Raw genomic sequence first — 21,758 nt, forward strand, 5'->3', positions numbered from 1 at the left:
GACCATAGCGGGCAAATCCGTCCTCCGCCATCTCTGCGTCGGGATGGAATGCGCGGAAAACCTCTGAGCGGATTATGTGGAAACAGTAAACTTCGGACGTGCAGCCGTGTTTCAGTTCATGGCTGCGGGTTGCAGTCTGTTAATAGTCGGAGGATATTGGCCTATCGCGGTAGTATGGCCCTGTTCCGCGACCCCGTCTCTGTTCGGAGTGAAAGAACGTTGTCAGCCGCAGAAATCGTGGACCCAACCCAGAGCCCTGCCAGTGACCGGCGAAGGATCTTCCAGATCCTGGGGCCTCTCGTGGGCGTGCTTCTGGTCATCGCCGCGATTACAGGCATCAGCCTTCACAATTACCAGACGACCCGCAAGGGCGCGATTGCGCTGTCCAACGATCTTCTGCGCAGCCAGCAGCGCTATGTGACGCAGGAGGTCAGCGACTATCTGGCCCCGGCCTCCATCGGTGCCCTGATCGCACAGGACATGTTCCGCGATCCGTTGACCAACGCTACGCCTGACACGTTCATGCTCTATGGCCGCTCCATCCTGACGCATACGCCGCAGGTGGACAGCTTCTATATTGCGAATGATCAGGGACAGTTCTGGATGATCACGCGCCACGGTCAGGACGGGTTCGAGCAGACCCATTTCCAGACCGATGATGGCAGGCAGGTCTATCACCACGTCTATACGGACAAGGACGGCAACGTTACGGGCGAGAGTTCGGATCCGGCAGAGGGCTATAATGTCGTCACGCGCCCGTGGTTCGCAAAAGCCGTCAAGCATCAGAATGACCCGGAACGGCAGCTCCACTGGACCGACCCTTACGCCTATATTTCGACGCATCAGTTCATCATCACCGCCTCGCTCGCTTTTGACGGGCATGACGGGCATAAATCGGTTTTTGCGATCAACATTTCGCTGAACCAGCTGACCTCGTTCCTTAATAAACTTCAGGTCGGGCGCAGTGGACAGGCGGTGATCGTGGATATGCACGGCCAGATTATCGCCGGGCACAATGTCGCGGCCGGGCAGGATCCAAAAACCTTCGATCCGGGGAATGTGTTCCTCGATCCCAAGACGCAGCCCGTCTTTATCCACGCTCTCAACCGCTTTCGCATCAAGGGACCGGGCACGGGCGTGGTGCAGGCGCGGGGCAAGAATTACGTCACGATTGCCTCCGAACTGCCGTTTGTGCACCGGCACTGGGTGCTGCTGCTGAATGCGCCGGAAAGCGATTTTGCCGATTTCGCGCAAACGGCGCGGCGGCAGAATATCGGATTTTCTCTGCTGGTGGTCGGACTGGCTTCGGTGCTCGCGCTCGCGCTGGTCGCGCAGGGGCGGCATGTGGAACGTCTGAGAAAGCGGCTTCAGCGGGGGCGGGATCAGGTCAAGGCGGAAAATGCCTCGCTGCTGGAAATTGCCAGCACGCCGGACCTGTTTGATTCCGCGCACGAAGTGCCGATCCTGACCGAGGCCCTGACGGCCCGGACTAGCGCGCGGCGTGCCAGTCTGTGGCGCCTGCTGCCGGACGGGGACCGCCTGCTGTGCGAAGATGCTTTTGATCCGTCGCGCGACGTGCACAGCACGGGCGTCGAGCTCAGCCGGCGGGACAATGGCAAGCTGTTCGAGGCTCTGGACGAGGGACATACACTTTCGATCGCGGATGCCTCGCAGGACGAGCGCACCCAGAACTTCCAGCGTGTCATCATGCGGGCTGTGGGGGCGAATACGCTGCTGTTCCAGCCGGTTCGCAATGCGCACAAGACTGTTGGCGCGATCGTGCTGGAAGATCCGGGGCAGCCGGAGACGATGGAGCACATCATCGCCATCGTGGGGTCCATCGTGGCCCTGCGTTTTGCCAAGCCGTTCGATGCGGCGGGGGGTGAGGGGGCGTCCGGTCTGGCGATACCGACCGAAAAGCACGACACGCGGTTTGACGAGGGCTTTCTTCTGGAGCCTTCTGCCACGGCCGGTGAGCCGGTTGCGGCGGGTGTGTATCCGCAGGTTCCAGTCATGGTCATTTCCTTCGTGGACCCCTATGCGCCGGACCGTGACAGTATCTCGCGCGCCATGAACGTCATCCGTACGCTCAGTCTGGAAATCCAGAAAATCGCGCGTGACAGCGGGCTGTTCTCCGTTCAGGTGGTGAGCAACCGGCTCGTCCTCGTGGGCGGCTGTTCGCAGACGCCGGACCCGTCAGCGGCTGTCCGGCTGGCGGATGCGGCGGTCTCGATCCGTGAGGCGTGCCTGTCCTCGCTGGCCGAGGCGGATCTGGATCCCGTGTTCCGGATCGGCATGGATGTCGGCTCGGTCATGGCTTCGGAACTCGGAGAAGGGCCTTCGGTCTTCAACATCTGGGGCGATGCGCTCAATGGCGCCGAACTTCTGACCGGCAGCGCGCCGGATGCAGGAACGATCCAGGTGTCCGAACAGGCCTACATGATCCTGCGGGAACATTTCCTCTTCCGGGAGAGGGGGATGTTCTACCTGCCCCATAGCGGGATTACCCGCAGCTTTGTTCTGGCGGGGCGCCGATGAAAGGGCTGCGCAATCTCGACCGGATCACGATGGTCCGGAGCATGCTGGTGCATCTGGGGTATTTTTCCCGCACGCAGATGCGTTTTACGCTCATGATGATCGGCGCTGGCTGGGGCATCATGCGCGAGGCGACGCGGCTGACGACCTGGCGGCGGACGGTGCGGATCGAATTCTGGGCCTCCCTGCATCAGGCGGTGGGTGGCGGCATTCTCAGTACGCTGGTGACGGCGGCGCTGACGGGCTTCGGCATTGTGGCGCAGACCGTCTACTGGCTCGGTTTCGCGGGCATGGCACAGATGACCGGCTCCATCCTCTCCACGGTTCTGGTGCGTGAGATCGCGCCGGTTCTGGTGGGCGTGATTCTGCTGGGACGGTCTGGCATGCTGATGCTCACCGAACTCGGCACGCTCACGACGGGGGGGCAGATGCGCGCCATGACCGGGATGGGGATCGACCCGTTCATCTCGTTCCTGCTGCCACGCAGTCTCGCCATGACGATCAGCGGCTTCACGCTTGGCGTCATTTTCAGCATGACGGCCCTTCTGGTCGGCTATGCCGTCTGTCGTGTCGAAGATGCGATCACGATGCCGATCTGGGCCTTTCTGGATCAGGTGGTCAGCAGCGTGAAGCCGATCGACTATTTTGTGATTCCGGCCAAATTCATTTTCAGCGGCTATGCCGTCGGCGTGTGTTCGTGCCTGTCCGGCATGGATGTCACCACCGAGGACGACCTGTCGAGCATGCTACCGCGCGGGTTTGCGCGCGGGATGCTGTCCATCATGGTCATTAACGTCGTTTTCAGCGTGTGCTTCGATGGCTGAGACTGACGATGTTTTCCCGAATACGCTGGATGCCCGGCTTGAGCTGCTGGATGCCAAGCCGCAGTTCGATGAGAGCGGGCTGGTGTCGAGCCGCTACAACCTGCGTCTCAATGCCGGCGAATGCGCCCTGATCGAGTGCCGGGACATGGGGCAGGCGGCGCTTTTCGCCGATATGTGCGTTGGTCTCATTCCGTTGGGCGATGGTCATGTCCGCTGCATGGGGCTGGACTGGGCCGATCTCGATGAACGGCGCAGCAACGCGCTGCGGGGTCGGATCGGACGGGTCGTGATGACGGGCGGATGGGTGGACCTGTACGGGATGCACATGAACATCCTGTGGCCACAACTGCACCATACACGTATCCCGATCGACAGGCTTCAGTCCCAGGCCGTGCATCTTGCCGTCCGGCTCGGCCTGCCTGGCCTTCCGGTGATCCCGCCGAACCGCCTGTCGGCGATGGACCGCCAGCGCGCGGCCTGTGTGCGGGCCATGATGGGGGAGCCGGCGCTTCTGCTGCTGGAGCATCCGATGGAAGGGGCCTCGGCCGGTCTGATGAATGCGTTTCTGTCTCTCGTGACCGATCTGCGGGACCGGGGATGCGCGGTTGTGTGGATGGCTCCGGATGAAAGCGGGTGGGGGGATTATGCGTCCGATGCCACCATCCGCCTGCGCCTTTATGATGACGGACTGTTTTCGATGCGAGGTTCCTGATGTTTCGCGTGCGCCAGACCGAAACCGCCCGTCCGCTCTTTCAGAACCGCTATGCGGATGAATGGGTCGGGCTGCTTGTCCTTGCCGCGATCGTCATGTTCTCGGTCGCCGTTGTGGAGGCCGGTTTCCTGCGCCAGTGGCTGACGCCGGAAAAGAAACTGCATTTCGTGCTGCCCGAGAGCGGCGTGGCCGGGCTTGCGATCGGCAATGATATCGAGGTCATGGGCGTCCATGCGGGCGAAATCCGGCGCCTCAAGCTCAACGAGACGGGCCGGATGTATGCGGAAGGAGATCTGGACCCGCAGTTTGCCAATTTCATTCGGCAGGACAGTACGGCCATCATCCGCCATCGCCTGATCGTGGCGGGCGCAAGCTACATTGAACTGGGCCGGGGCAAGGGCAAGCCGCTCGACTGGGATTACGCGGTCCTTCAGGCGACGGTCGAGGCCAATCCGGCAGATGTGATCACCCAGACCGTCACGGATCTTCGCAACAAGCTCGTACCAGCCATGAACAACGTCCAGCTCATTACGACCCAGGTCAACGACATGCTGACCGACATGCGCAAGGGGCAGGGCACGATCGGCGGACTGCTGGTCAAGGATGACGTGCTCGACAAGGCCAATGCCGCGCTGGCGCATCTCGATACTGTCATCGCGGATCTCAGACCCATTGAAAAACAGGCGGGGGGCGTCATGACGAAGGTTGACGGAACGATGGCCAATGCCAGGGCCGCGACGGCCAGCCTGCGTCAGAGCATGCCGCAGGTTCAGCAGACCGTGGCGCATGCCAATACGGCCATGGCGCAGCTTCCGGCTCTTCTGGCTCAGGCCGAGGCGAGTGCGAGCAGTCTGCGAAAACTGACGGATCAGTTGCGCGGGCTGTGGCTGCTGGGCGGTGGGGGCAGCCGGAAGGAGCCCTCGCGTCGTCTGCCGGCGCAGGCGGTGCGGCCATGAAGCGGGTTTTTCTGGCCTGCACGGCCCTGATGGTCCTGACGCTGGGCGGCTGCTCGTCTTCAACCGCGACGAAGGGGCCAAAGCCCGATCAGCCTTATGAAGATGCCATGGATACCGGCAAGAGTGTCTATGGGATCGGTCAGGCCACACAGGCTGAGGCCCAGTACCGGACCGCGATGGATCGCGCCCTGATGCGGGATGACGCGGCGTCCATTCACGAAGCCGGGTTCAATCTGGCGACGGTCCTGCTGGCGGAAGACGAGCCGCAGAAAGCCCTGCAAAGTCTTAACGAGACCGAAGCCGCGCTCAGCCTGCGCGGTGTATCGGATACGTCCGATCTGGCCGTGATCCGAGCGGCCGCCTTGTACAGGCTTCATGACACGGTGTTCGCGTCGCAGGCTGTGGATCGCGCGCTACAGTCTCCGGATATGGGAATCCGTGAACGGGCGCTTTACCTGTCAGGTCTGATCGCAGCGGATCTGAGGCAGGATACGGTTCTGGCCCAGCGCGTGAATGATCTGGCGGCCTTCCGTAAAACCAGCGCGCAGGTTGACCGGCAGGAACTGACGGCCCGTCTGAACCTGTTGCGCGGCCAGCCTGAACTGGCCGGCAGCGAGGCCCTGTCGGTTGTGAAAAGCCGCCGTGACGCGCTGGATTATCGCGGGATGCGCCGGGCGCTCACTCTGGCGGCCGATGCGGCCGAGGTGGCGGGGCATCAACCACAGGCTGCGGCCCTTCGGCAGCAGGAAAAAATCAGCGAGCAGGTGGCAGAAAAGCAGGCTGGAGACGATGGGGCCGCGCCAAAAGAGACCGCCTCTGACAAGGCGGAACCCGGCAAGGTTACGGTCCAGGTTCATGGAACCCCGGTCGACCAGTCAGGTCTCGGCGCATCCGACTGAACGATCACAGGCTACAGACCTCATAGTTCATGAGGCCTGTAGCCTTTTGGTAACGTCTGTCAGAACTGGCCGCGGGTGTTGCCTGCACGCTTGGCGTCCGCTTCACACATATACGTCCCGTGGGCCGTGGCGCCGTACCAGAAGCTGCCCTGAACGTGATAGACATGCGTCGCGGTGTTGACCCAGACCTGATTGCAGGTCTCGCTGTTCGTGCGGTCTGCCGCCTGTGTGGCCCGGGGCTTCTCGCCTGAAGTGGTGCTGGCGACAGCATTCTCAACCTTGGGCTCCTGCGCGAGAGCCGTGCCGCCCAGAAGTCCAAGAACGAAAAAAGAAGCAAGCATCGTTTTCATGCTGAAAGTCCCTTGGCTGTAATCCTTGTGGGCTTTCAGGTTATGTAAATGGATATTCTGATCCAAATCACGAACGGGTAATTACTATGATGTAGAATAACGTTTCTGTTAAAACTAAAGTAACGTATTTGTTATCCATGACTTAATATTACAGGTTCCCGAGAACCTTGAGGCCCACCAGTGTCGCATTCGGAATAACCGAGGTCTGGCCGGGACGCATCATGTACTCAAACTCGGGCTGCAGCACGAGACCCGGCCGGATGGGGACGCCGTAATAGGCTTCCAGAATGGCGGAATGGGTCTGCGGGCCGTTGACGAAAGCCCCCATGGACATGCCCGCCAGCTGTCTCAGGCGCTGACCGACCGTGATGGCCGGGCTCATCTGATAATAGGAATACATCACGCCGAACCGGTCGAATGGCCGACGGGGGATAATGCCAAGCAGCGATGCGCCGACATAGACCTGATCCGAGAATGTCGAAACGCTGGGCGTGTTGTGTACATAGCCGGCGAGGATGTATCCGCCCGCCATCTGGTGCTGGCCGCCCTTGCGATACACCATCTGGTCCGCTTCGATATAGAACGTATCGCGCGGTTTGGTGGCGTCATGGAAGACCTCCTTCGCGAACATCGCCGGAATGGTCCCGAGGCGATCGGCATAAGGCGATGTGTCATGCGCGAAGCCGAGCTTGTAATGGCCTGGAAGGTTATCTGGACCGATAAAGGGCTCCCAGGTCAGTCGATCGGAAGCATGACACCGGTTGAGTGTTCACTGCCCCAGGCCCAGCCGCTGGGATTTTCCGTCAGCGCGCCGACCCTGTAGACGCCGGTTCGCAGGGTCAGGTCCCGTGTGGGTTTGAAACGCAGCGTGCCGCCCCAGTTGGCTTTCGGATAGACGCTCCAGCCCTCGTCGGCCTTGATGGCGGGTGGTGCGGAGCACTGAACCATGAACGTGCAGAGCAGCACGGACGTCGCATAGGTATGCGTGAGCGTGATGCGGCCGATATTGATGTTGAGACGGTTGTTGAAAAACGATTTTTCGAGATAGATGTCCGCCAGATGGGCCGCCGCATGGCCCGAGAGGCTGTAGACCTCACTCAGCAGGACATGATGTTCCCCGACATGGTCGTAGGACACTTCGCGGCCTGCACGCTCCATCATCACGGCATGCAGGATCCAGCCATCCAGTCCGAGCAGCTTGCCCAGATCCCATCGCGTATTGAAGGTCAGTTCATGGGCGTAGGACATGCCCTTGCTGATACCGCCCCCGACATTCGCCATGGCTTCTCCCTTGTAGGAGAACTCGAAGCTGAAGCCGCGCTCTGCCAGCCAGTTCCGGTAAGGCGAGAGCTGGGGCGCAATATGACCGAAGGCTTCCGCCGGTACGTAATAACCGGCGGTGAGATCGCTGCGTCGCAGGGCGTCATCATTGCGATTGAGCAGCGACGAAATACTCTCCGTATCGAAAATCGCGCCCAGATGGTCGGCGGATGGCGCGGGCGGATGCGGAGGGTGAGCCGGGGTTTTGGGGACGGGTGGCAGGGCGATTGCCGAGCCCGTGGAGGGCAACTGGCGAGGCGTCGGAGGGGGAACGCTCTGTGGAGCGACTGCGGCCTGAGCATGAACGGTGAGTGGAAAAGTGCCAACAGCCGAAAGAATATTAATCTGCAGGAATATTTTTAAAAAATACTTACAAGACATCTTGGTATTCTTTCCTGAGATCATGGTAAATATGACGTATTATTTTAATTATATTGCACGAATATAGAATGACCAATGAACGTGTATGGTGCGTTTGTGGCGTTTCATGGAAAGGTAAAGTCCTTAATGAAGAAAATTCCCAATCACATAATCCGGAATTTTCTTCACTAAATAAAAAAGTATAATTTATTGTCGTGGATTTGCGTCGCCATTCCGTAATTTGCAGGATGGCTGACGCAGATTTTCCGAAGACCGGGCTGGTACGGCTTCAGGGGGAATTTGACTGGATCAGGACCTGTTCAGGCCTGATGGCGGTCGCGCTCGATCAGGGCCAGGCCTTCGGCGACCGAGACGAATTCCGATCCGCCGTCCACACGCTCCGCGCCGAAACGACGGTCGAACAGATCGCGGACAGCGGGCACGAAGGATGTGCCCCCGGTCAGGAAGACCCGGTCGATATCGTCCGGCCCAAGCCTGGCCTGAACCATGGCGTCTTCGATGGCGTCGTCCAGTCGCGCCAGATCAGGCGCGATCCAGTTTTCGAAATCCGCGCGGGTGATGGTCTCTTCGATCTTCAGGTCACGGTGAATGAAGCGCAGGACGGTGCTGTCCTGACGCGACAGGTCGCTCTTGGCCTGTCCGACCGCGCGATAGAGGTTCTGGCCTTCCTGATCCTCGATCAGGCGCAGCAGACTGCGGAGCTTTTCCGGTTCGGATGATGTTTTGGCGACGTCCGCGATGTCCCGCAGGGTCTGGGGCGTGCGCATCAGCGACAGGCGATGCCAGCGGGCGAGGCTTGCGAACCATTCGGCCGGGACGGGCAGGGGCTGGCCGCCCATGACGCGATAGGTCGCATCACGCCCCAGTGCCGGCGCGACAGCATGGCTGATGATGCGGTAGTCGAACTGGTCACCTGCAATGCCGACACCTGAATGTCCGAGTGTGGTGACGCGGGGGCTGCCCTGCGGATCGAAGCGCATGACCGAGAAATCGCTGGTACCGCCGCCGAAATCGCCGACGAGAACCGTGGCGGGCCTGTCGAGGCGCTGCATGAAGCGCCAGCCTGCGCCCTCCGGTTCGAGAACGATATTGGGTTCGGGAAAGCCTGCTTCCAGAAAGCTCGCGCGCAGACGGGCCACACCGAGCGAATCATCGGCCAGTTCGCCCGCAAAGCGTACGGGACGGCCGATCGTAGCACTCACATCGCCCGGGTTCAGCCCGGCCTTGTCCATCAGCGACGTCAGAAAGCGCGCAATCAGGGCTTCAAGCGTCATGACGCTGCTGAAAACCCGCGTCTCACGGAAAGACCCCTGCGCGAGATAGGTCTTCATCGACATGATGAGGCGGCTCTCGGCCGGATCGTCAAGATACGCCTCGATAGCGTCCAGCCCAATCGCATCCTTCATGACGCGGCGTCGTCCGTCCTGATCCATCCACAGGCAGAGCAGCGTGCGGCAGGTTTCGCTGGTCGCATGATCCGTGAAGACGAAGCGGGCAGGGTGCGTGTTGCCGTTTTCATCGGCGATCACGACCACGCTGTTGGTGGTGCCGAAGTCAATTCCGACGCGGATTTTGGTCTGCTTGTGTCCGGGCGTCGTCATTGGTTCTGCTTTCTTCCGGTTTGGGCAAAGGGCGTGGGTTTAGGGAAGAAGGGGGCAAAGGCCAAGCATAAAAAAGGGGAAGCGCCCTTTCGAACGCTTCCCCTTATCACGCGTGGACCGAGGATCAGGAGACGGCCATCTCGCAGACCGTCTCTTCCGTCACGGCTGGGCGAAGCGTGCCCATCTCGGCTTCGGACTGCACCATGGGCGACATGCCAAGCGCGGAGAGGAGCTGCCGGTCCCGGTGTTCGGCCGGGTTCGGCGTGGTCAGAAGCTTCTCGCCACAGAAGATCGAGTTCGCACCCGCTAGGAAGCACAGGGCATGCGCTTCGTCCGTCATGTTTTCGCGGCCTGCGGCGAGGCGGACATGGCTCTCCGGCATCATGATGCGGGCCGTGGCGATAATGCGGACGAAGGTGATTGGATCGACGGCTTCGGCCTCACCCAGCGGGGTGCCTTCGACCCGGACGAGCAGGTTGATCGGAACGCTCTCGGGGTGCTTGGGCAGGTTGGCGAGCGTCATGAGCAGGCCCGCACGGTCGGACAGGTCCTCGCCCATGCCCACGATTCCGCCGCAGCAGACATTGATGCCCGCGTCGCGCACGTTCGAGAGCGTATCGAGGCGCTGCTGGTAGGTGCGGGTGGAAATGATGGAGCCGTAGAACTCCTCGGACGTGTCGAGGTTGTGGTTATAGTAGTCCAGCCCCGCATTCTTCAGGCGCTCGGTCTGCTGGGTGTCGAGCATCCCGAGTGTCACGCAGGTTTCCAGCCCCAGGGACTTCACGCCCTCGATCATCTCGCAGACGGTGTCGAGGTCATGATCCTTCGGCGTGCGCCAGGCGGCTCCCATGCAGAATCGGCCCGCACCCGCCTTCTTGGCAGCGCGTGCTTCCTTCATGACGGACTCCACGGCCATCAGGCGCTCGGCCTTGACGCTTTTTTCGTGCAGCGCGCTCTGCGGACAATAGGCGCAGTCTTCCGGGCAGCCCCCCGTCTTGATCGAAAGAAGCGTGGAAATCTGCACTTTTGTGGGGTCAAAGTACCGGCGGTGCAGGGTTTGTGCGCGGTACATCAGCTCCGGAAAAGGCAGGCTGATAAGGGCTTCGACTTCGTCGCGGGTCCAGTCGTGGCGGACGTCTGGCTTGGTCGTGGTGGTGGCCGTCACGGATCAATCTCCAAGGGTTGCTGCATCACACCTACCCAAAATTGTCCCATCGTGTCATCTCATCGTCACTCTTGATGAGCCGGAAAACGGACGAGGTCGCAGAATGAAACACTGGCATATCGATCAGATGGACTGGAACTCCTTTGATCCATCCCGCGTCGATCCCGAGATCATCCCCCTCGTGAAGGCAGCTTCCGTGGTGGAAAAGAACGGTCTCGATTACGCCCAGTATCTCCGTCGCGTCTTCGTGGGCGATCCGGATTTCAGCAAGGCCGCCGAGAACTGGGCCGTCGAGGAAGTGCAGCACGGGGACGCGCTCGGCCGCTGGGCCATGCTGGCTGATCCGTCCTGGGATTATGAAAAGGCGTTCGACCGCTATCGTGCGTCCTACAAGATAGACGCGGATGTGGATGCGTCTATCCGTGGCTCCCGTACGGGTGAGCTGATTGCGCGCTGTATGGTCGAGACGGGCACGTCGTCGTTCTACACGGCGCTGGCCGATGCGACGGACGAACCGCTGCTCAAGGCCATCTGCAAGCAGATCGCAGCCGACGAATACCGGCATTTCAAGCTGTTCTACGATCACATGCACCGCTACCTGAAGCGCGAGAAGCTCGGCGTCTGGGCCCGGACCCGCATTGCTCTGGGCCGCGTGACCGAGAGCGAGGACGACGAGCTGGCATCCGCCTACCATACCACCAACGAGCCGCCGGGCATGGCTTACGATCACCAGCGCTGCATCGCGGCCTACATGTCCAAGGCCATGGGGTTCTACCAGCCCAAGCATATCGACCGGGTGACGGCGATGATCTTCAAGACCATCGGTTTCACGCCGCATTCGCGCTGGCAGAAGCTGGCCGCGAACCTGGTCTATCGTCTGATGCAGTGGCGCCGGAAGGTCTTCCAGAAGGCCGTGGAGGCCTGAGTCCGGACACGAAACATTGGGATACTGAAAAAAGAAGACGAAACAGGGCGGTTGTGCCATGAAAGGCAGCAGTTTTCCCACCCTGCGTCCGGAGATCGAGATGACCGTTTCCGCCCTTTTCTCCCGTCGTGCCGTCTATGGGGCCACTCTGGCGCTCTGTACCGTCGGACTGTATCAGTTTCCGGCCGCAAAAGCGGATCCGTATTCGCTTCCAATCGCCTCATCCGGACCGGTCAAGACCGACATGCTCAGCCCCGCCACCCTGTCCGCCCAGCAGCTTGCCAAGCAGGTCGGCTACGCACAGTTCACGGCGCCGGACTGGCATGTCGGTCCGGTCCGGCACATGGTGATGTTCCGCTACACCAAGGACTCAACGACCGCCCAGCGTGCCGAAGTCTCGGGCCGTTTCCTGCATCTGGTGCAGGACAGCCGCCGTATGGACGGAAAGCAGGTCGTCGCCAGCATCGAAACCGGCTTTCAGAGCAGCGGGGAAGGGGCGGACGCCGGCCTGCAGCAGGCGTTCCTCGTGACGTTCCGCTCGGAAGGCGACCGCAACTACTATGTCGGTAAACCTGTTGTAACGGATCCTGCATTCTTTGACCCGGCCCATGAAGCCTTCAAGGAATTTGCAGCCCCCTATCTCGAGAAGGTTGTCGTGTTCGACTACACGGTTGCGGCTGAAGTCACTCCTGCCGGGACGGGCGCAAAGGCGAAGAAAGCCACGCATAACCGCTGATCTCGCGGTTTACGTTCCGTCCTTTTGACGAAATGATATTTTATACCTCATTCTAGGGGGCACCACTCTGGAATGAGGTTTAATGTGAAACGATTCCTTACGTCACGACACGCTCTGAAACACGGAGCCAGCCTGTTTGCCCTGGCAGCAGGACTGATGGTCTCTGGCGCGCAGGCTGCAGGATACAATGCGGGCTGGGGCTTTGACGAAGCCGGAATGAACCGCGCTGTCCAGCCGGGCGACAATTTCTTCGAGTATGCCAACGGCACCTATCTCAAGAACCTCAAGATCCCCGGCGACATGAGCAGCTACGGCCCGTTCCGTATTCTCTACGAGCTGTCCCTGTCGCGTCAGAAGACCATTCTTGACGAAGCCTCAAAGAAGTCCGTTGACCAGCCGACGGATGACATGGGCAAGATCGGCACCTATTATGCCAGCTTCCTGGACCAGAAGGCCGTGGATCGCCTGGGTGCCAAGCCGCTCGCTGCCGATCTGGAAAAGATCCGCAACGTCAATGACGGCAAGGGTCTGGCCGCGGGATTCGGTTCCTCGCTCAAATCCATGGCTTTCACGACATTCCAGATCGGTGTGGAGCAGGACCAGAAGGACCCCGAGCATTACATGCTGATGCTTGATCAGGGCATGAGCATCGGTGTCGGTGGCGGTCTCGGCCTGCCCGATACGAGCTACTACACAAACCCCAAGCTGGCGGACAAGAAGAAGGCCTATCAGGCCTATATCGCCAGGATGCTGACGCTTGAGGGCTGGTCGGACGCCGAGAAGAACGCTCAGGCTGTCGTCGATCTCGAAACGGCACTGGCCAAGGTCGAAGTCCCGCGTGACCAGACCCGTGATCCGATCAAGACCTACAATCCGATGCCGGTTTCCGAGCTTCAGAAGCTTGCTCCGGACTTCGACTGGGCCACGTTCCTGATCAGTGCCGGTCTGCCGGCCGAAGGGCTGGAAAACCGCAAGATCGACGTGCGTGAGCCGGCCGGGATCAAGGCCATGGCCACGGTGTTGAAGAATGCGGATATCGGAACGCTGCGTGCCTGGCTCGCCTTCCACCTCGGCGACAATGCTGCTGCCTATCTGTCCAGCACGTTCTATGATGCGTCGTTCGAGTTCAACAGCCATACGCTGTCGGGCGTGGCGCAGCAGTCTCCGCGCTGGAAGCGCGCCGTGCGCGTGACAAACGGTGCTCTGGGCTGGGCTCTGGGCCATGAATATGTCGCGCGCTACTTCCCGCCTTCCGCACAGGCGCAGATCACGGATCTGGTGCAGAAAGTAAAGGCCTCCTTCCACGAGCGCCTCGAGCACAACAGCTGGATGGATGAGCCGACGCGCAAGGCCGCGCTGAACAAGCTTGACCATTTCGCCATTCAGGTCGGTTATCCGAAGAAATGGTGGGACTACAGCAAGCTCGAGATCCGCAAGGGCGATGTCTACGGCAATGCCGTGCGTGGCGTAGCGTTCAACTGGCAGCACGATCTGGACAAGCTCGACAAACCGGTTGACCGTGACGAATGGGGTATGACGCCGCAGACGGTGAACGCCTACAACGATCCGACGATGAATGAGATCGTGTTTCCGGCCGCGATCCTTCAGCCGCCGTTCTTCGATCCGAAGGGCGACGTTGCCGTCAATTACGGTGCCATCGGTGGTGTGATCGGTCACGAAATGAGCCATGGTTTCGACGATCAGGGGCGTCATTACGACGAGCATGGTCGCCTGAGCGACTGGTGGACCAAGGCCTCTACGGATGCCTTCCAGAAGCTGGCCGATCGTCTGGGTGCGCAGTACGACGCACAGGAAGTCCTTCCGGGCGCGCATGTGAACGGCAAGATGACCATGGGCGAGAATATCGCGGATTCCGGCGGGCTGAACCTCGGCCTGCAGGCCTATCATGACTCGCTGCACGGCAAGCCCGCGCCCGTCGTGCACGGTCTGACGGGTGATCAGCGCGTGTTCCTCGGCTGGGCCCAGGTCTGGCGTGAGAAGGACCGTCCGGATGCGCTGCGTCAGCAGATGCTGTCGAACGAGCACGCCCCGGCCATCACGCGCGTCAACATTCCGGCTCACAACATCGATGCCTGGTATGATGCGTTCGACGTGAAGCCCGGCCAGAAGCTCTATCTGGCACCGGATCAGCGCGTAAAGATCTGGTAAGGTCGTGACAAATCGGAACGTGGGGCCTAATCACGGTCTCACGTTTCACTTTTTCTACCTGGCGGACCCATTCTCATGACGCAAATGACGATCGGCCATCTGTACACCTCGTTGCATGCGGGCTGTGCCAGCGCGGTCGCGCGCGTTCTTGAGGCTTATGAGGTCGAGGTCGAATATGTCGATCTGGACCCCGATGACATCGAGGACGCTCTCGAAGGGGCGGAAGTCGATCTTCTCGTCTCCGCATGGTTTCCGCGGGACGAAAAGTTTGCCGGTCCGGGGCGTCGGGTTCTGGGCGATCTGTACCAGCCTGTCGTCAGTTTTGCGGCCCTCTCGCCGCTGGCTGCCGTCGGGACGCTGACATCCGCGGATGTGGACCGCATCATCGTCAGCGATGACAGCCGTCAGGCGCTGGAAGACGCCCTCAAGCAGCTTCCGGCCCTCTCGGTACTGCCGATCGAAAGCATCGGGGAAGGGGCGCTGATCGAGCGTCTGGAAAAGGCCCGCGATGCCGGGGAGAAGCCGCTGGTCGTGGCGACACAGCCTCATGCGGTCTTCCATACGGATCTGCTGACCGTGATCGAGGATCCGGCCCATCTGCTGGGCGGGGAAATGTCGGCCCGGATGATCATGCGTGAAGACGTGGCCCGTCAGGCGGACAGCGATCTGCTCGACGAGCTTTCGGAGATGATGCTCGGCAACAGGGTCATGAGCGCCCTGGATTATGTCATTTCCGTTGAAGGGCAGGACCCGGAAGGGGCTGCCGAAGCCTGGCAGCGCGGCCGTCTGATCGGTCGCTGATAAAAAAGGGGGCGCGGGAAACCGGCCCCCTTTTTTATGATCTCAGCGGAAAACGAGACCACCGTCGATCAGGACGGACTGACCCGTCATGTAATCGGCGTCGCTGCTGGACAGATAGGCGACGAAGCCCGCCACATCGTCCGCCGTCTCCACGCGGCCAAGAGCGATTCCTTCGACATATTTCTTGTAGGTCGCGCCGATTTCCGTGCCGGTGATTTCGGCCATGCGCTTGTCGATCGTGACCCACATGTCGGTTCCGACAATGCCGGGACAATAGGAATTGACGGTAATACCCGAGGACGCGAGTTCCTTGGCGGCCGACTGCGTCAGGGCTCGGACAGCAAACTTGGTTGCAGAATAGGCGCCCAGAAGGGGATAGCCTTCATGCCCGGCGATCGAGCAGGCATTGATGATCTTGCCCTTGGTGCCCTTCTCCTTGAAAATCCCGGCAGCGGCCTGCATGCCCCAGAGCACGCCCTGAACGTTAATGCTGAAGATCTTCTCGATTTCCGCAGGCTCAATGTCCAGAACCGGTTTGACCTGACAGATTCCCGCATTGTTGACCATGATGTCCAGGCCGCCGAGCGTTTTTGCGGCATCGGCCAGTGTGCTGCGGAACTGGTCGCGGTTGCTGATATCGGCCGTCAGGGCCACAGCGCGCCGGCCGAGGGCTTCAACTTCCTTTGCGGTTTCGGCAAGCGTGTCCTGCTTGACGTCGAGCAGGATGACATCCGCGCCGTCCTTGGCCAGACGAAGTGCAATGGCCTTGCCGATACCCTGGGCTGCACCCGTGACGGCGGCGATTTTTCCAGAAAGGGACATTGAAAAAAGATCCTTCGATTGTCCGTCATCGGCATCTGACTGCCATGACGGCGGGAACCATCGGCTCTTTGCTTTCCGTATTCCACAAAAAATCGCCTGCTCGGCAGGCCTGACACAGGATTGTGTCAAAGGGGACGGGGGCTGTCCTGGGTAAGGATAATTTTCATAAACCTGCTCTGGTCATCTGTGTCCGTGCCTGCGAGGATGCGTTAAATAAACGTTACGAAGAAGCCTCGGCAGGACTTGATGAACCACCCGGACAGCATTGGCGCCGTTTTTGAGACCTTTGGTGGCATCAGCGACGAGGAATGGCTTCAGGTTCTGGTGTCGTCCGTCCATATCCCCGAAATCCAGGGCGTGACGATGCCCTCATTTCCGCCGGATGATCTTCAGCGGGAAATTCATGGGCATCATGGGGAAATTTCCATCCATGAGGCGCACGTCTTTTTTCGGGAAATCAAGGCGTACTGCGCCTATGCCGGGCGGCCGGTTCGCCCCGAGACGACGCTGCTGGATTTTGGCTGTGGCTGGGGACGCATCGCGCGGCTGTTCATGAAGGATATCCGGCCGGCCAATCTGTACGGTGCGGAAACCACGGACCGTTTCCTCATGGCGGCGCGGCGGGCCAATCCTGCGCTCAATTTCCTGGGAAGCGGTCTGGTTCCGCCGATGCTCCTGACGTCCGAAAGCTTTGACCTGATCACGTCATGGTCCGTGTTTTCGCATCTGGACGAATTTCTGGCTGGACACTGGGTTCGGGAGTTCCATCGTCTGCTCAAGCCGGGGGGTATGCTGGTCATGACGACGCAGAGCCGCAGGTTCATCGCCTTCTGCGCCGAGCAGAGGCTCAAGCGGGCGTCGGGCATCCGGCTTGAACACCCCTGGCATGAAGTCTGCGCGGACAGCTTCATCGACGAGGCCCGCGCCAATGCGGAATTCGAAGCCGGGCGCTTCCTCCATGCGGCGTCCTCGAAACCGCCGCAGCCCCAGTCGCATTATGGCGAGGCGATCATTCCGCGCAATTACATCATCAAGGCCTGGGGCAGTCTGTTCCGTTTGATCGAATACATGGACAACCCCGTGCGGTTGCCACAGGTCCTGATCGTGATGCAGAAGATCGGGTAGTCATTATTTGTCATGAAGCGGCGGGACGTGAGGAGAAAGGTTTGAGAAAAGCCAACATCGGTGGAGCCCTGTTCGCAGCTCTTGTGCTCATGTCTTTCTCCGCTGCACCTGCCCAGACGACAGAGACCGTGACTGTCACCGGGCAGCATGCGATGCGTGTCGGCAGCTACAAGGGTATCCACTGGGTCTATGATCGGTTCGATCGCCTGCCCGAACGTGCACGAAAGGATCTGTCGCTGCATTTTCTGGGTGACATCCTGCCCGATCATGCCGTGCCGTCCGAAGCGCATGTCGTGCTCCATACCAAAGGCGGTGATATTCCGCTCTTCGCAGGGCAGGACCGGGACATGCATTTTCCCCGCTCCGATGCGCTTCTGGCCGAAAATCCGCCCGTTCTGCTAACCCTGCCGCCGGGCCGGAAAGTCCAGCTTGAACTGGCGATCGAGGTTGCCCCCCTGTCGACACCGTCTTTCACGAAGGCGCAGGCTGAAGGCTGGCTTGGCGAAATCAATGCTTCCATCCGGGACTTCTTTGGTGTGATCCTCGCCTTTCTGGCTCCGGACGCCCATCGCCTGAAGGTCGACGTCGCTCCGGGGGCGCGTTTTGAAGCGGTGGAGAACGGGACGGCGCGGCTTCTGGTCGATAATCAGGGAGCCGTGCCCTACACTTTCATTCTCCGGCCGCAGGACTATCAGGACGGCACGGTATTCCGCTCCGACCGGCCATTTTCCATGATCCGCGTGAAGGTGCCGACGAACGAGTTCTTTACGCTCAAACGTAAAAAATGACGCGGGATTTGACAGATGGCCCGCAAGGACGCATCACGCGGAACCTTAAATTCACTGCCAACAGGGGGATCCATGTCGGTTCACGCGTTCGTCTTTCCGGGACAGGGGAGCCAGTCCGTCGGGATGGGTCAGGCCCTGAATGAGGTTTTTGCATCCTCCCGCGCCGTTTTTCAGGAAGTGGACGAGGCCCTCGGCGATCATCTCTCACGCCTGATGTTCTCCGGCGATGCGGATGAACTGACGCGGACCGAAAACGCCCAGCCGGCGCTGTTCGCAGTCTCGCTTGCCGCTGTGCGCGCTCTGGAAAGCGAAGGTGGCTTCAAACTGGCGGACAAGGCGGCTCTGGTGGCCGGTCATTCGCTGGGTGAGTATTCCGCTCTGGCTGCTGCGGGCACGCTGGGCATTGCCGAAGGTGCGCGTCTGCTGCGCCTGCGGGGACAGGCCATGCAGCGTGCGGTTCCGGCAGGAGAGGGCGGCATGGCCGCTCTTCTGGGCGTTGATGCCGCACAGGCCCGTTCGATCTGCGATGAAGCCTCCCAGGGTGAGACGCTGGAAATCGCCAACGACAATGGTGGTGGCCAGATCGTGGTCTCCGGTGTGATGAGCGCCATTGACCGTGCCATCGTCGTCGCCAAGGAGCATGGCATCAAGCGTGCCGTGAAACTCCCGGTCTCCGCGCCGTTCCATTCGTCGCTGATGGCTCCGGCGGCCCGTGAAATGGAAGAGGCGCTGGCGACTGCGACCCTCAATGCACCGTCCGTTCCTGTTATCGCCAATGTCACGGCCGCCAAGGTCACTGACCCTGCCGTGATCCGCGATCTGCTGGTCAAACAGGTGACGGGCACCGTACGCTGGCGCGAAAGTGTGCAGACGATGGTGGCCATGGGTGTGACGAACATGCACGAGCTTGGCGCAGGCAAGGTCCTGTGTGGTCTGGCGCGTCGCATTGCTCCGGAACTGGCGACCAGCAATGCCGGGACGCCCGCTGAAATCGAAGCCCTGCTCAAGACCCTGTAAGGACAACCGATCATGTTCTCTCTTTCCGGCAAGACTGCTCTCGTCACGGGTGCATCCGGCGGCATTGGCGCTGCGATTGCCCGTCAGCTTCATGCGCAGGGTGCGATGGTCGTGCTCAGCGGTACGCGCGAAGCCGCTCTTCAGGAACTGGCTGACAGCCTGGGCGAGCGCGCCCATATCGCCGTCGCCAACCTGTCCGACCCGGCCGAGGCTGATGGCCTCGTTGCCAAGGCCGAGGCCGTTGCTGGTGCGCCGCTGGACATTCTGGTCAACAATGCGGGTCTGACGCGTGATACGCTCGCTATCCGCATGAAGGACAGCGACTGGTCGCAGGTGCTGACCGTGGATCTGGAAAGCCCGTTCCGTCTGGCCCGCGCTGCGCTCAAGGGCATGCTGCGCCGTCGGGCGGGGCGGATCATTTCCATTGCGTCCGTGGTGGGAACGACGGGCAATGCCGGTCAGGCCAACTATGCCGCTGCCAAGGCCGGCATCGTGGGCATGAGCAAGTCGCTCGCGCAGGAAGCCGGTCCGCGTGGCGTCACGGTCAACGTCGTGGCGCCCGGTTTCATCGAAACGCCGATGACGGATGTGCTGCCGGAAACCGTGCGCGAGAAGCTGGTTGGCTCCATTCCGCTCGGTCGGATGGGGAATACTGGTGACGTGGCGTCCGCAGTAGTATATCTGGCTTCCGATGAGGCAGCATGGGTCACGGGTACGACCCTGCACGTCAATGGTGGCATGGCGATGGTCTGAATGCTTGGCCTTTTTGGTTAAAGCATGCTAATCGCGCGCTGCTTTGCCCGGCCTGCTGAAGGCTGATGTCCGGTTCTTCCGGCGGCAACGCCTCCCCTGCGAAGGGGGCGGTCCTGCGCTGGAGGAACCTCCGGGCTTCCGGACTGGCAGATGGCAGTACGAGTTTTGATGTAACGCACCGGACGGGCAAAGACCCCGGATGGGCATAAGGAACGAACAGATGAGCGATATTGCTGACAAGGTAAAGAAGATCGTTGTCGAGCACCTCGGTGTGGACGAAAGCAAGGTAACGCCGGACGCGTCGTTCATCGACGATCTGGGCGCTGACAGCCTCGACACGGTCGAGCTGGTCATGGCTTTCGAAGAAGCCTTCTCCGTCGAGATCCCGGAAGATGCAGCTGAGAAGATCGCAACCGTCAAGGATGCCATCGACTACATCGAGAAGCAGAAGGCAGCCTGAGGCTGACTGGAGCCGGTTTTCCGGCTCCGGATTCCCGTCTCGTCATACGAGGCGGAAGACCAGCCGGGTCTTTTCCTGAGGCCCGGCTGCAAGACCCGGACATAACGTGAGACAAGAGGCATCGATGAGCGGGACTGCAACTAACGGGCGGCGTGTCGTCGTAACCGGTATCGGTGTTGTCAGCCCACTGGCTGTGGGCGCGGAACTGACATGGAAGCGGCTGATCGAAGGACAGTCCGGCATTGGCCGGATCACGCATTTCGATGCCTCCGAACTTCCTGCCCAGGTCGCCGGACAGGTTCCGGACGGCCCGACGGCGGAAGGCGGTCTCACGTTGTCCGACTGGGTGCCGGTCAAGGACCAGAAGAAGATGGACCGCTTCATCCATCTGGGCCTTGCCGCAGCCATTCAGGCTGTCGAGGATTCAGGCTGGAAGCCTGAGGACGAGGACGGTCGCTGCGCCACTGGCGTGATGATCGGCTCGGGTATCGGCGGTCTCCAGACGATTTATGACGGCTCCCTGACGGTTTCGAGCGGCAAGGCCCGCCGTCTGTCGCCGTTCTTCATTCCCTCCGCCCTGATCAACCTGATTTCCGGTCACCTTTCGATCCGCTACGGGTTCAAGGGACCGAACCATGCTGTTGTGACGGCCTGCGCGACCGGCGTTCACGCCATCGGTGATGCCTCGCGCCTCATCCAGTATGGCGACGCGGACGTGATGGTGGCGGGTGGCGCGGAAGCCGCGATCTGCTCGCTCGGTATTGCCGGGTTCTGCTCGGCCCGTGCGCTCTCCACCGGCTCCAACGATGATCCGACGAAAGCCTCGCGCCCGTGGGACAAGGACCGCGACGGCTTCATCATGGGTGAGGGTGCCGGTGTGGTCGTGCTTGAGGAACTCGAGCACGCAAAGCGCCGTGGTGCGAAGATCTATGGTGAAATTGGCGGCTACGGCATGTCCGGTGACGCCCATCACATCACGGCCCCGGCCGAAGGCCATGAAGGTGCGTTCCGCGCCATGAAGGCTGCCCTGCGCAACAGCGGTGGCCTGACCACGGCCGACATCGACTACGTCAACGCCCACGGCACCTCCACCATGGCCGATGATCTTGAGCTTGATGCGGTCGAGCGCTTCTTCGGCGATGACGCCAAGCGTCTGGCCATGTCGTCCACGAAGTCGGCCATTGGGCATCTTCTGGGTGCGGCCGGTGCGGTTGAAGCGATTTTCTGCCTTCAGGCCATCCGTGACGGCATCGTGCCGCCCACGTTGAACCTGGACAATCCGGCGCGTGAAAGCGTCATCGACCGCGTGGCGCATGTGGCCCAGCAGCGCAAGATCGACGTTGCCCTGTCCAACAGCTTCGGTTTTGGCGGCACGAATGCGAGCATCATCCTCAAGCGCTTCAAGGACTGAGGAAGGGT

The 21,758-nt window shown here is 60.8% G+C and carries 19 protein-coding genes and 1 pseudogene; 15 read left to right on the top strand and 5 right to left on the bottom strand.

Annotation, left to right across the window (positions count from 1 at the left end; all coding sequences use genetic code 11):
• Positions 1 to 219 precede the first annotated feature (219 nt).
• The 5 genes from KP701_RS04845 to KP701_RS04865 are packed head-to-tail and all read left to right on the top strand — an operon-like array spanning position 220 to position 5,926.
• A complete protein-coding gene (locus KP701_RS04845; protein ID WP_215746062.1) occupies positions 220 to 2,538 on the top strand; it encodes a cache domain-containing protein in 2,319 nt (772 codons plus the stop codon).
• A complete protein-coding gene (locus KP701_RS04850; RefSeq protein ID WP_215746064.1) occupies positions 2,535 to 3,359 on the top strand; it encodes an ABC transporter permease in 825 nt (274 codons plus the stop codon). The genes KP701_RS04845 and KP701_RS04850 overlap by 4 nt, the downstream gene beginning before the upstream one ends.
• A complete protein-coding gene (locus KP701_RS04855; RefSeq protein WP_215746066.1) occupies positions 3,352 to 4,071 on the top strand; it encodes an ABC transporter ATP-binding protein in 720 nt (239 codons plus the stop codon). The genes KP701_RS04850 and KP701_RS04855 overlap by 8 nt, the downstream gene beginning before the upstream one ends.
• Entirely contained in the window at positions 4,071 to 5,027 is a 957-nt protein-coding gene (locus tag KP701_RS04860; RefSeq protein WP_215746068.1) for an MlaD family protein, read from the top strand. Before KP701_RS04855 ends, KP701_RS04860 begins: the two co-directional genes overlap by 1 nt.
• Positions 5,024 to 5,926 (top strand): hypothetical protein, encoded by a 903-nt coding sequence (locus KP701_RS04865; protein WP_215746070.1) that lies wholly within the window; start codon positions 5,024 to 5,026, stop codon positions 5,924 to 5,926. The genes KP701_RS04860 and KP701_RS04865 overlap by 4 nt, the downstream gene beginning before the upstream one ends.
• A gap of 59 nt (positions 5,927 to 5,985) precedes the next feature.
• Here KP701_RS04865 and KP701_RS04870 read toward each other — a convergent pair whose 3' ends face one another.
• The 4 genes and pseudogenes from KP701_RS04870 to bioB all read right to left on the bottom strand — a co-directional run bounded on the left by KP701_RS04870 (position 5,986) and on the right by bioB (position 10,743).
• Complete coding sequence (locus KP701_RS04870; RefSeq protein ID WP_252345406.1) at positions 5,986 to 6,267, bottom strand: hypothetical protein; 282 nt, start codon at positions 6,265 to 6,267, stop codon at positions 5,986 to 5,988.
• 157 nt (positions 6,268 to 6,424) lie between these two features.
• Positions 6,425 to 8,001, bottom strand: a pseudogene (locus KP701_RS04875) (carbohydrate porin).
• A gap of 275 nt (positions 8,002 to 8,276) precedes the next feature.
• Positions 8,277 to 9,578 carry an Hsp70 family protein gene (locus KP701_RS04880; protein ID WP_215746074.1) on the bottom strand — a complete coding sequence of 434 codons (1,302 nt, stop codon included), beginning with the start codon at positions 9,576 to 9,578 and terminating at the stop codon, positions 8,277 to 8,279.
• A gap of 124 nt (positions 9,579 to 9,702) precedes the next feature.
• On the bottom strand, positions 9,703 to 10,743 hold the full coding sequence (bioB, locus tag KP701_RS04885; RefSeq protein WP_215746076.1) for a biotin synthase BioB: 1,041 nt from the start codon (positions 10,741 to 10,743) through the stop codon (positions 9,703 to 9,705).
• A gap of 103 nt (positions 10,744 to 10,846) precedes the next feature.
• Here bioB and KP701_RS04890 point away from each other — a divergent pair, with 103 nt between their 5' ends.
• The 4 genes from KP701_RS04890 to KP701_RS04905 all read left to right on the top strand — a co-directional run bounded on the left by KP701_RS04890 (position 10,847) and on the right by KP701_RS04905 (position 15,374).
• Positions 10,847 to 11,668, top strand: coding sequence for an acyl-ACP desaturase (locus KP701_RS04890; RefSeq protein WP_215746077.1), 822 nt, complete (start codon positions 10,847 to 10,849; stop codon positions 11,666 to 11,668).
• Positions 11,669 to 11,726: 58 nt separating this feature from the next.
• Positions 11,727 to 12,404: a Dabb family protein gene (locus KP701_RS04895; RefSeq protein ID WP_225197760.1), complete on the top strand. Its 678-nt coding sequence runs from the start codon at positions 11,727 to 11,729 to the stop codon at positions 12,402 to 12,404.
• 72 nt (positions 12,405 to 12,476) lie between these two features.
• Complete coding sequence (locus KP701_RS04900) at positions 12,477 to 14,573, top strand: M13 family metallopeptidase (RefSeq protein ID WP_215746079.1); 2,097 nt, start codon at positions 12,477 to 12,479, stop codon at positions 14,571 to 14,573.
• Positions 14,574 to 14,648: 75 nt separating this feature from the next.
• On the top strand, positions 14,649 to 15,374 hold the full coding sequence (locus KP701_RS04905; RefSeq protein WP_215746081.1) for a glycine betaine ABC transporter substrate-binding protein: 726 nt from the start codon (positions 14,649 to 14,651) through the stop codon (positions 15,372 to 15,374).
• Between the two features lie 42 nt (positions 15,375 to 15,416).
• Here KP701_RS04905 and KP701_RS04910 read toward each other — a convergent pair whose 3' ends face one another.
• Positions 15,417 to 16,196: an acetoin reductase gene (locus tag KP701_RS04910; RefSeq protein ID WP_215746083.1), complete on the bottom strand. Its 780-nt coding sequence runs from the start codon at positions 16,194 to 16,196 to the stop codon at positions 15,417 to 15,419.
• Between the two features lie 246 nt (positions 16,197 to 16,442).
• On the opposite strand from KP701_RS04910, the gene KP701_RS04915 reads away from it, so the two are divergent.
• The 6 genes from KP701_RS04915 to fabF all read left to right on the top strand — a co-directional run bounded on the left by KP701_RS04915 (position 16,443) and on the right by fabF (position 21,750).
• Entirely contained in the window at positions 16,443 to 17,321 is an 879-nt protein-coding gene (locus tag KP701_RS04915; protein WP_215746085.1) for a bifunctional 2-polyprenyl-6-hydroxyphenol methylase/3-demethylubiquinol 3-O-methyltransferase UbiG, read from the top strand.
• 41 nt (positions 17,322 to 17,362) lie between these two features.
• Positions 17,363 to 18,109, top strand: coding sequence for a hypothetical protein (locus KP701_RS04920; RefSeq protein ID WP_215746087.1), 747 nt, complete (start codon positions 17,363 to 17,365; stop codon positions 18,107 to 18,109).
• Between the two features lie 72 nt (positions 18,110 to 18,181).
• Entirely contained in the window at positions 18,182 to 19,126 is a 945-nt protein-coding gene (gene fabD, locus KP701_RS04925; protein ID WP_215746089.1) for an ACP S-malonyltransferase, read from the top strand.
• Between the two features lie 12 nt (positions 19,127 to 19,138).
• Positions 19,139 to 19,879: a 3-oxoacyl-[acyl-carrier-protein] reductase gene (gene fabG, locus KP701_RS04930; protein WP_215746091.1), complete on the top strand. Its 741-nt coding sequence runs from the start codon at positions 19,139 to 19,141 to the stop codon at positions 19,877 to 19,879.
• Positions 19,880 to 20,099: 220 nt separating this feature from the next.
• Positions 20,100 to 20,339, top strand: a complete 240-nt coding sequence (locus tag KP701_RS04935) for an acyl carrier protein (protein WP_011253554.1) — start codon at positions 20,100 to 20,102, stop codon at positions 20,337 to 20,339.
• Between the two features lie 124 nt (positions 20,340 to 20,463).
• Positions 20,464 to 21,750 (top strand): beta-ketoacyl-ACP synthase II, encoded by a 1,287-nt coding sequence (fabF, locus tag KP701_RS04940; RefSeq protein WP_215746093.1) that lies wholly within the window; start codon positions 20,464 to 20,466, stop codon positions 21,748 to 21,750.
• The last annotated feature ends 8 nt before the right edge of the window (positions 21,751 to 21,758 follow it).

This window comes from Gluconobacter sp. P1C6_b, from assembly GCF_018811945.1.
Taxonomy (GTDB): Bacteria; Pseudomonadota; Alphaproteobacteria; order Acetobacterales; family Acetobacteraceae; genus Gluconobacter.

Bases quoted from the DNA above. Each gene is read 5' to 3' on its own strand.
- KP701_RS04850 (WP_215746064.1), top strand. From the start codon at position 2,535: ATGAAAGGGCTGCGCAATCTCGACCGGATCACGATGGTCCGGAGCATG.
- KP701_RS04855 (WP_215746066.1), top strand. From the start codon at position 3,352: ATGGCTGAGACTGACGATGTTTTCCCGAATACGCTGGATGCCCGGCTT.
- KP701_RS04860 (WP_215746068.1), top strand. From the start codon at position 4,071: ATGTTTCGCGTGCGCCAGACCGAAACCGCCCGTCCGCTCTTTCAGAAC.
- KP701_RS04865 (WP_215746070.1), top strand. From the start codon at position 5,024: ATGAAGCGGGTTTTTCTGGCCTGCACGGCCCTGATGGTCCTGACGCTG.
- KP701_RS04870 (WP_252345406.1), bottom strand. From the start codon at position 6,267: ATGCTTGCTTCTTTTTTCGTTCTTGGACTTCTGGGCGGCACGGCTCTC.
- KP701_RS04880 (WP_215746074.1), bottom strand. From the start codon at position 9,578: ATGACGACGCCCGGACACAAGCAGACCAAAATCCGCGTCGGAATTGAC.
- KP701_RS04890 (WP_215746077.1), top strand. From the start codon at position 10,847: ATGAAACACTGGCATATCGATCAGATGGACTGGAACTCCTTTGATCCA.
- KP701_RS04895 (WP_225197760.1), top strand. From the start codon at position 11,727: ATGAAAGGCAGCAGTTTTCCCACCCTGCGTCCGGAGATCGAGATGACC.
- KP701_RS04900 (WP_215746079.1), top strand. From the start codon at position 12,477: ATGAGGTTTAATGTGAAACGATTCCTTACGTCACGACACGCTCTGAAA.
- KP701_RS04905 (WP_215746081.1), top strand. From the start codon at position 14,649: ATGACGCAAATGACGATCGGCCATCTGTACACCTCGTTGCATGCGGGC.
- KP701_RS04910 (WP_215746083.1), bottom strand. From the start codon at position 16,196: ATGTCCCTTTCTGGAAAAATCGCCGCCGTCACGGGTGCAGCCCAGGGT.
- KP701_RS04915 (WP_215746085.1), top strand. From the start codon at position 16,443: ATGAACCACCCGGACAGCATTGGCGCCGTTTTTGAGACCTTTGGTGGC.
- fabD (WP_215746089.1), top strand. From the start codon at position 18,182: ATGTCGGTTCACGCGTTCGTCTTTCCGGGACAGGGGAGCCAGTCCGTC.
- fabG (WP_215746091.1), top strand. From the start codon at position 19,139: ATGTTCTCTCTTTCCGGCAAGACTGCTCTCGTCACGGGTGCATCCGGC.
- KP701_RS04935 (WP_011253554.1), top strand. From the start codon at position 20,100: ATGAGCGATATTGCTGACAAGGTAAAGAAGATCGTTGTCGAGCACCTC.
- fabF (WP_215746093.1), top strand. From the start codon at position 20,464: ATGAGCGGGACTGCAACTAACGGGCGGCGTGTCGTCGTAACCGGTATC.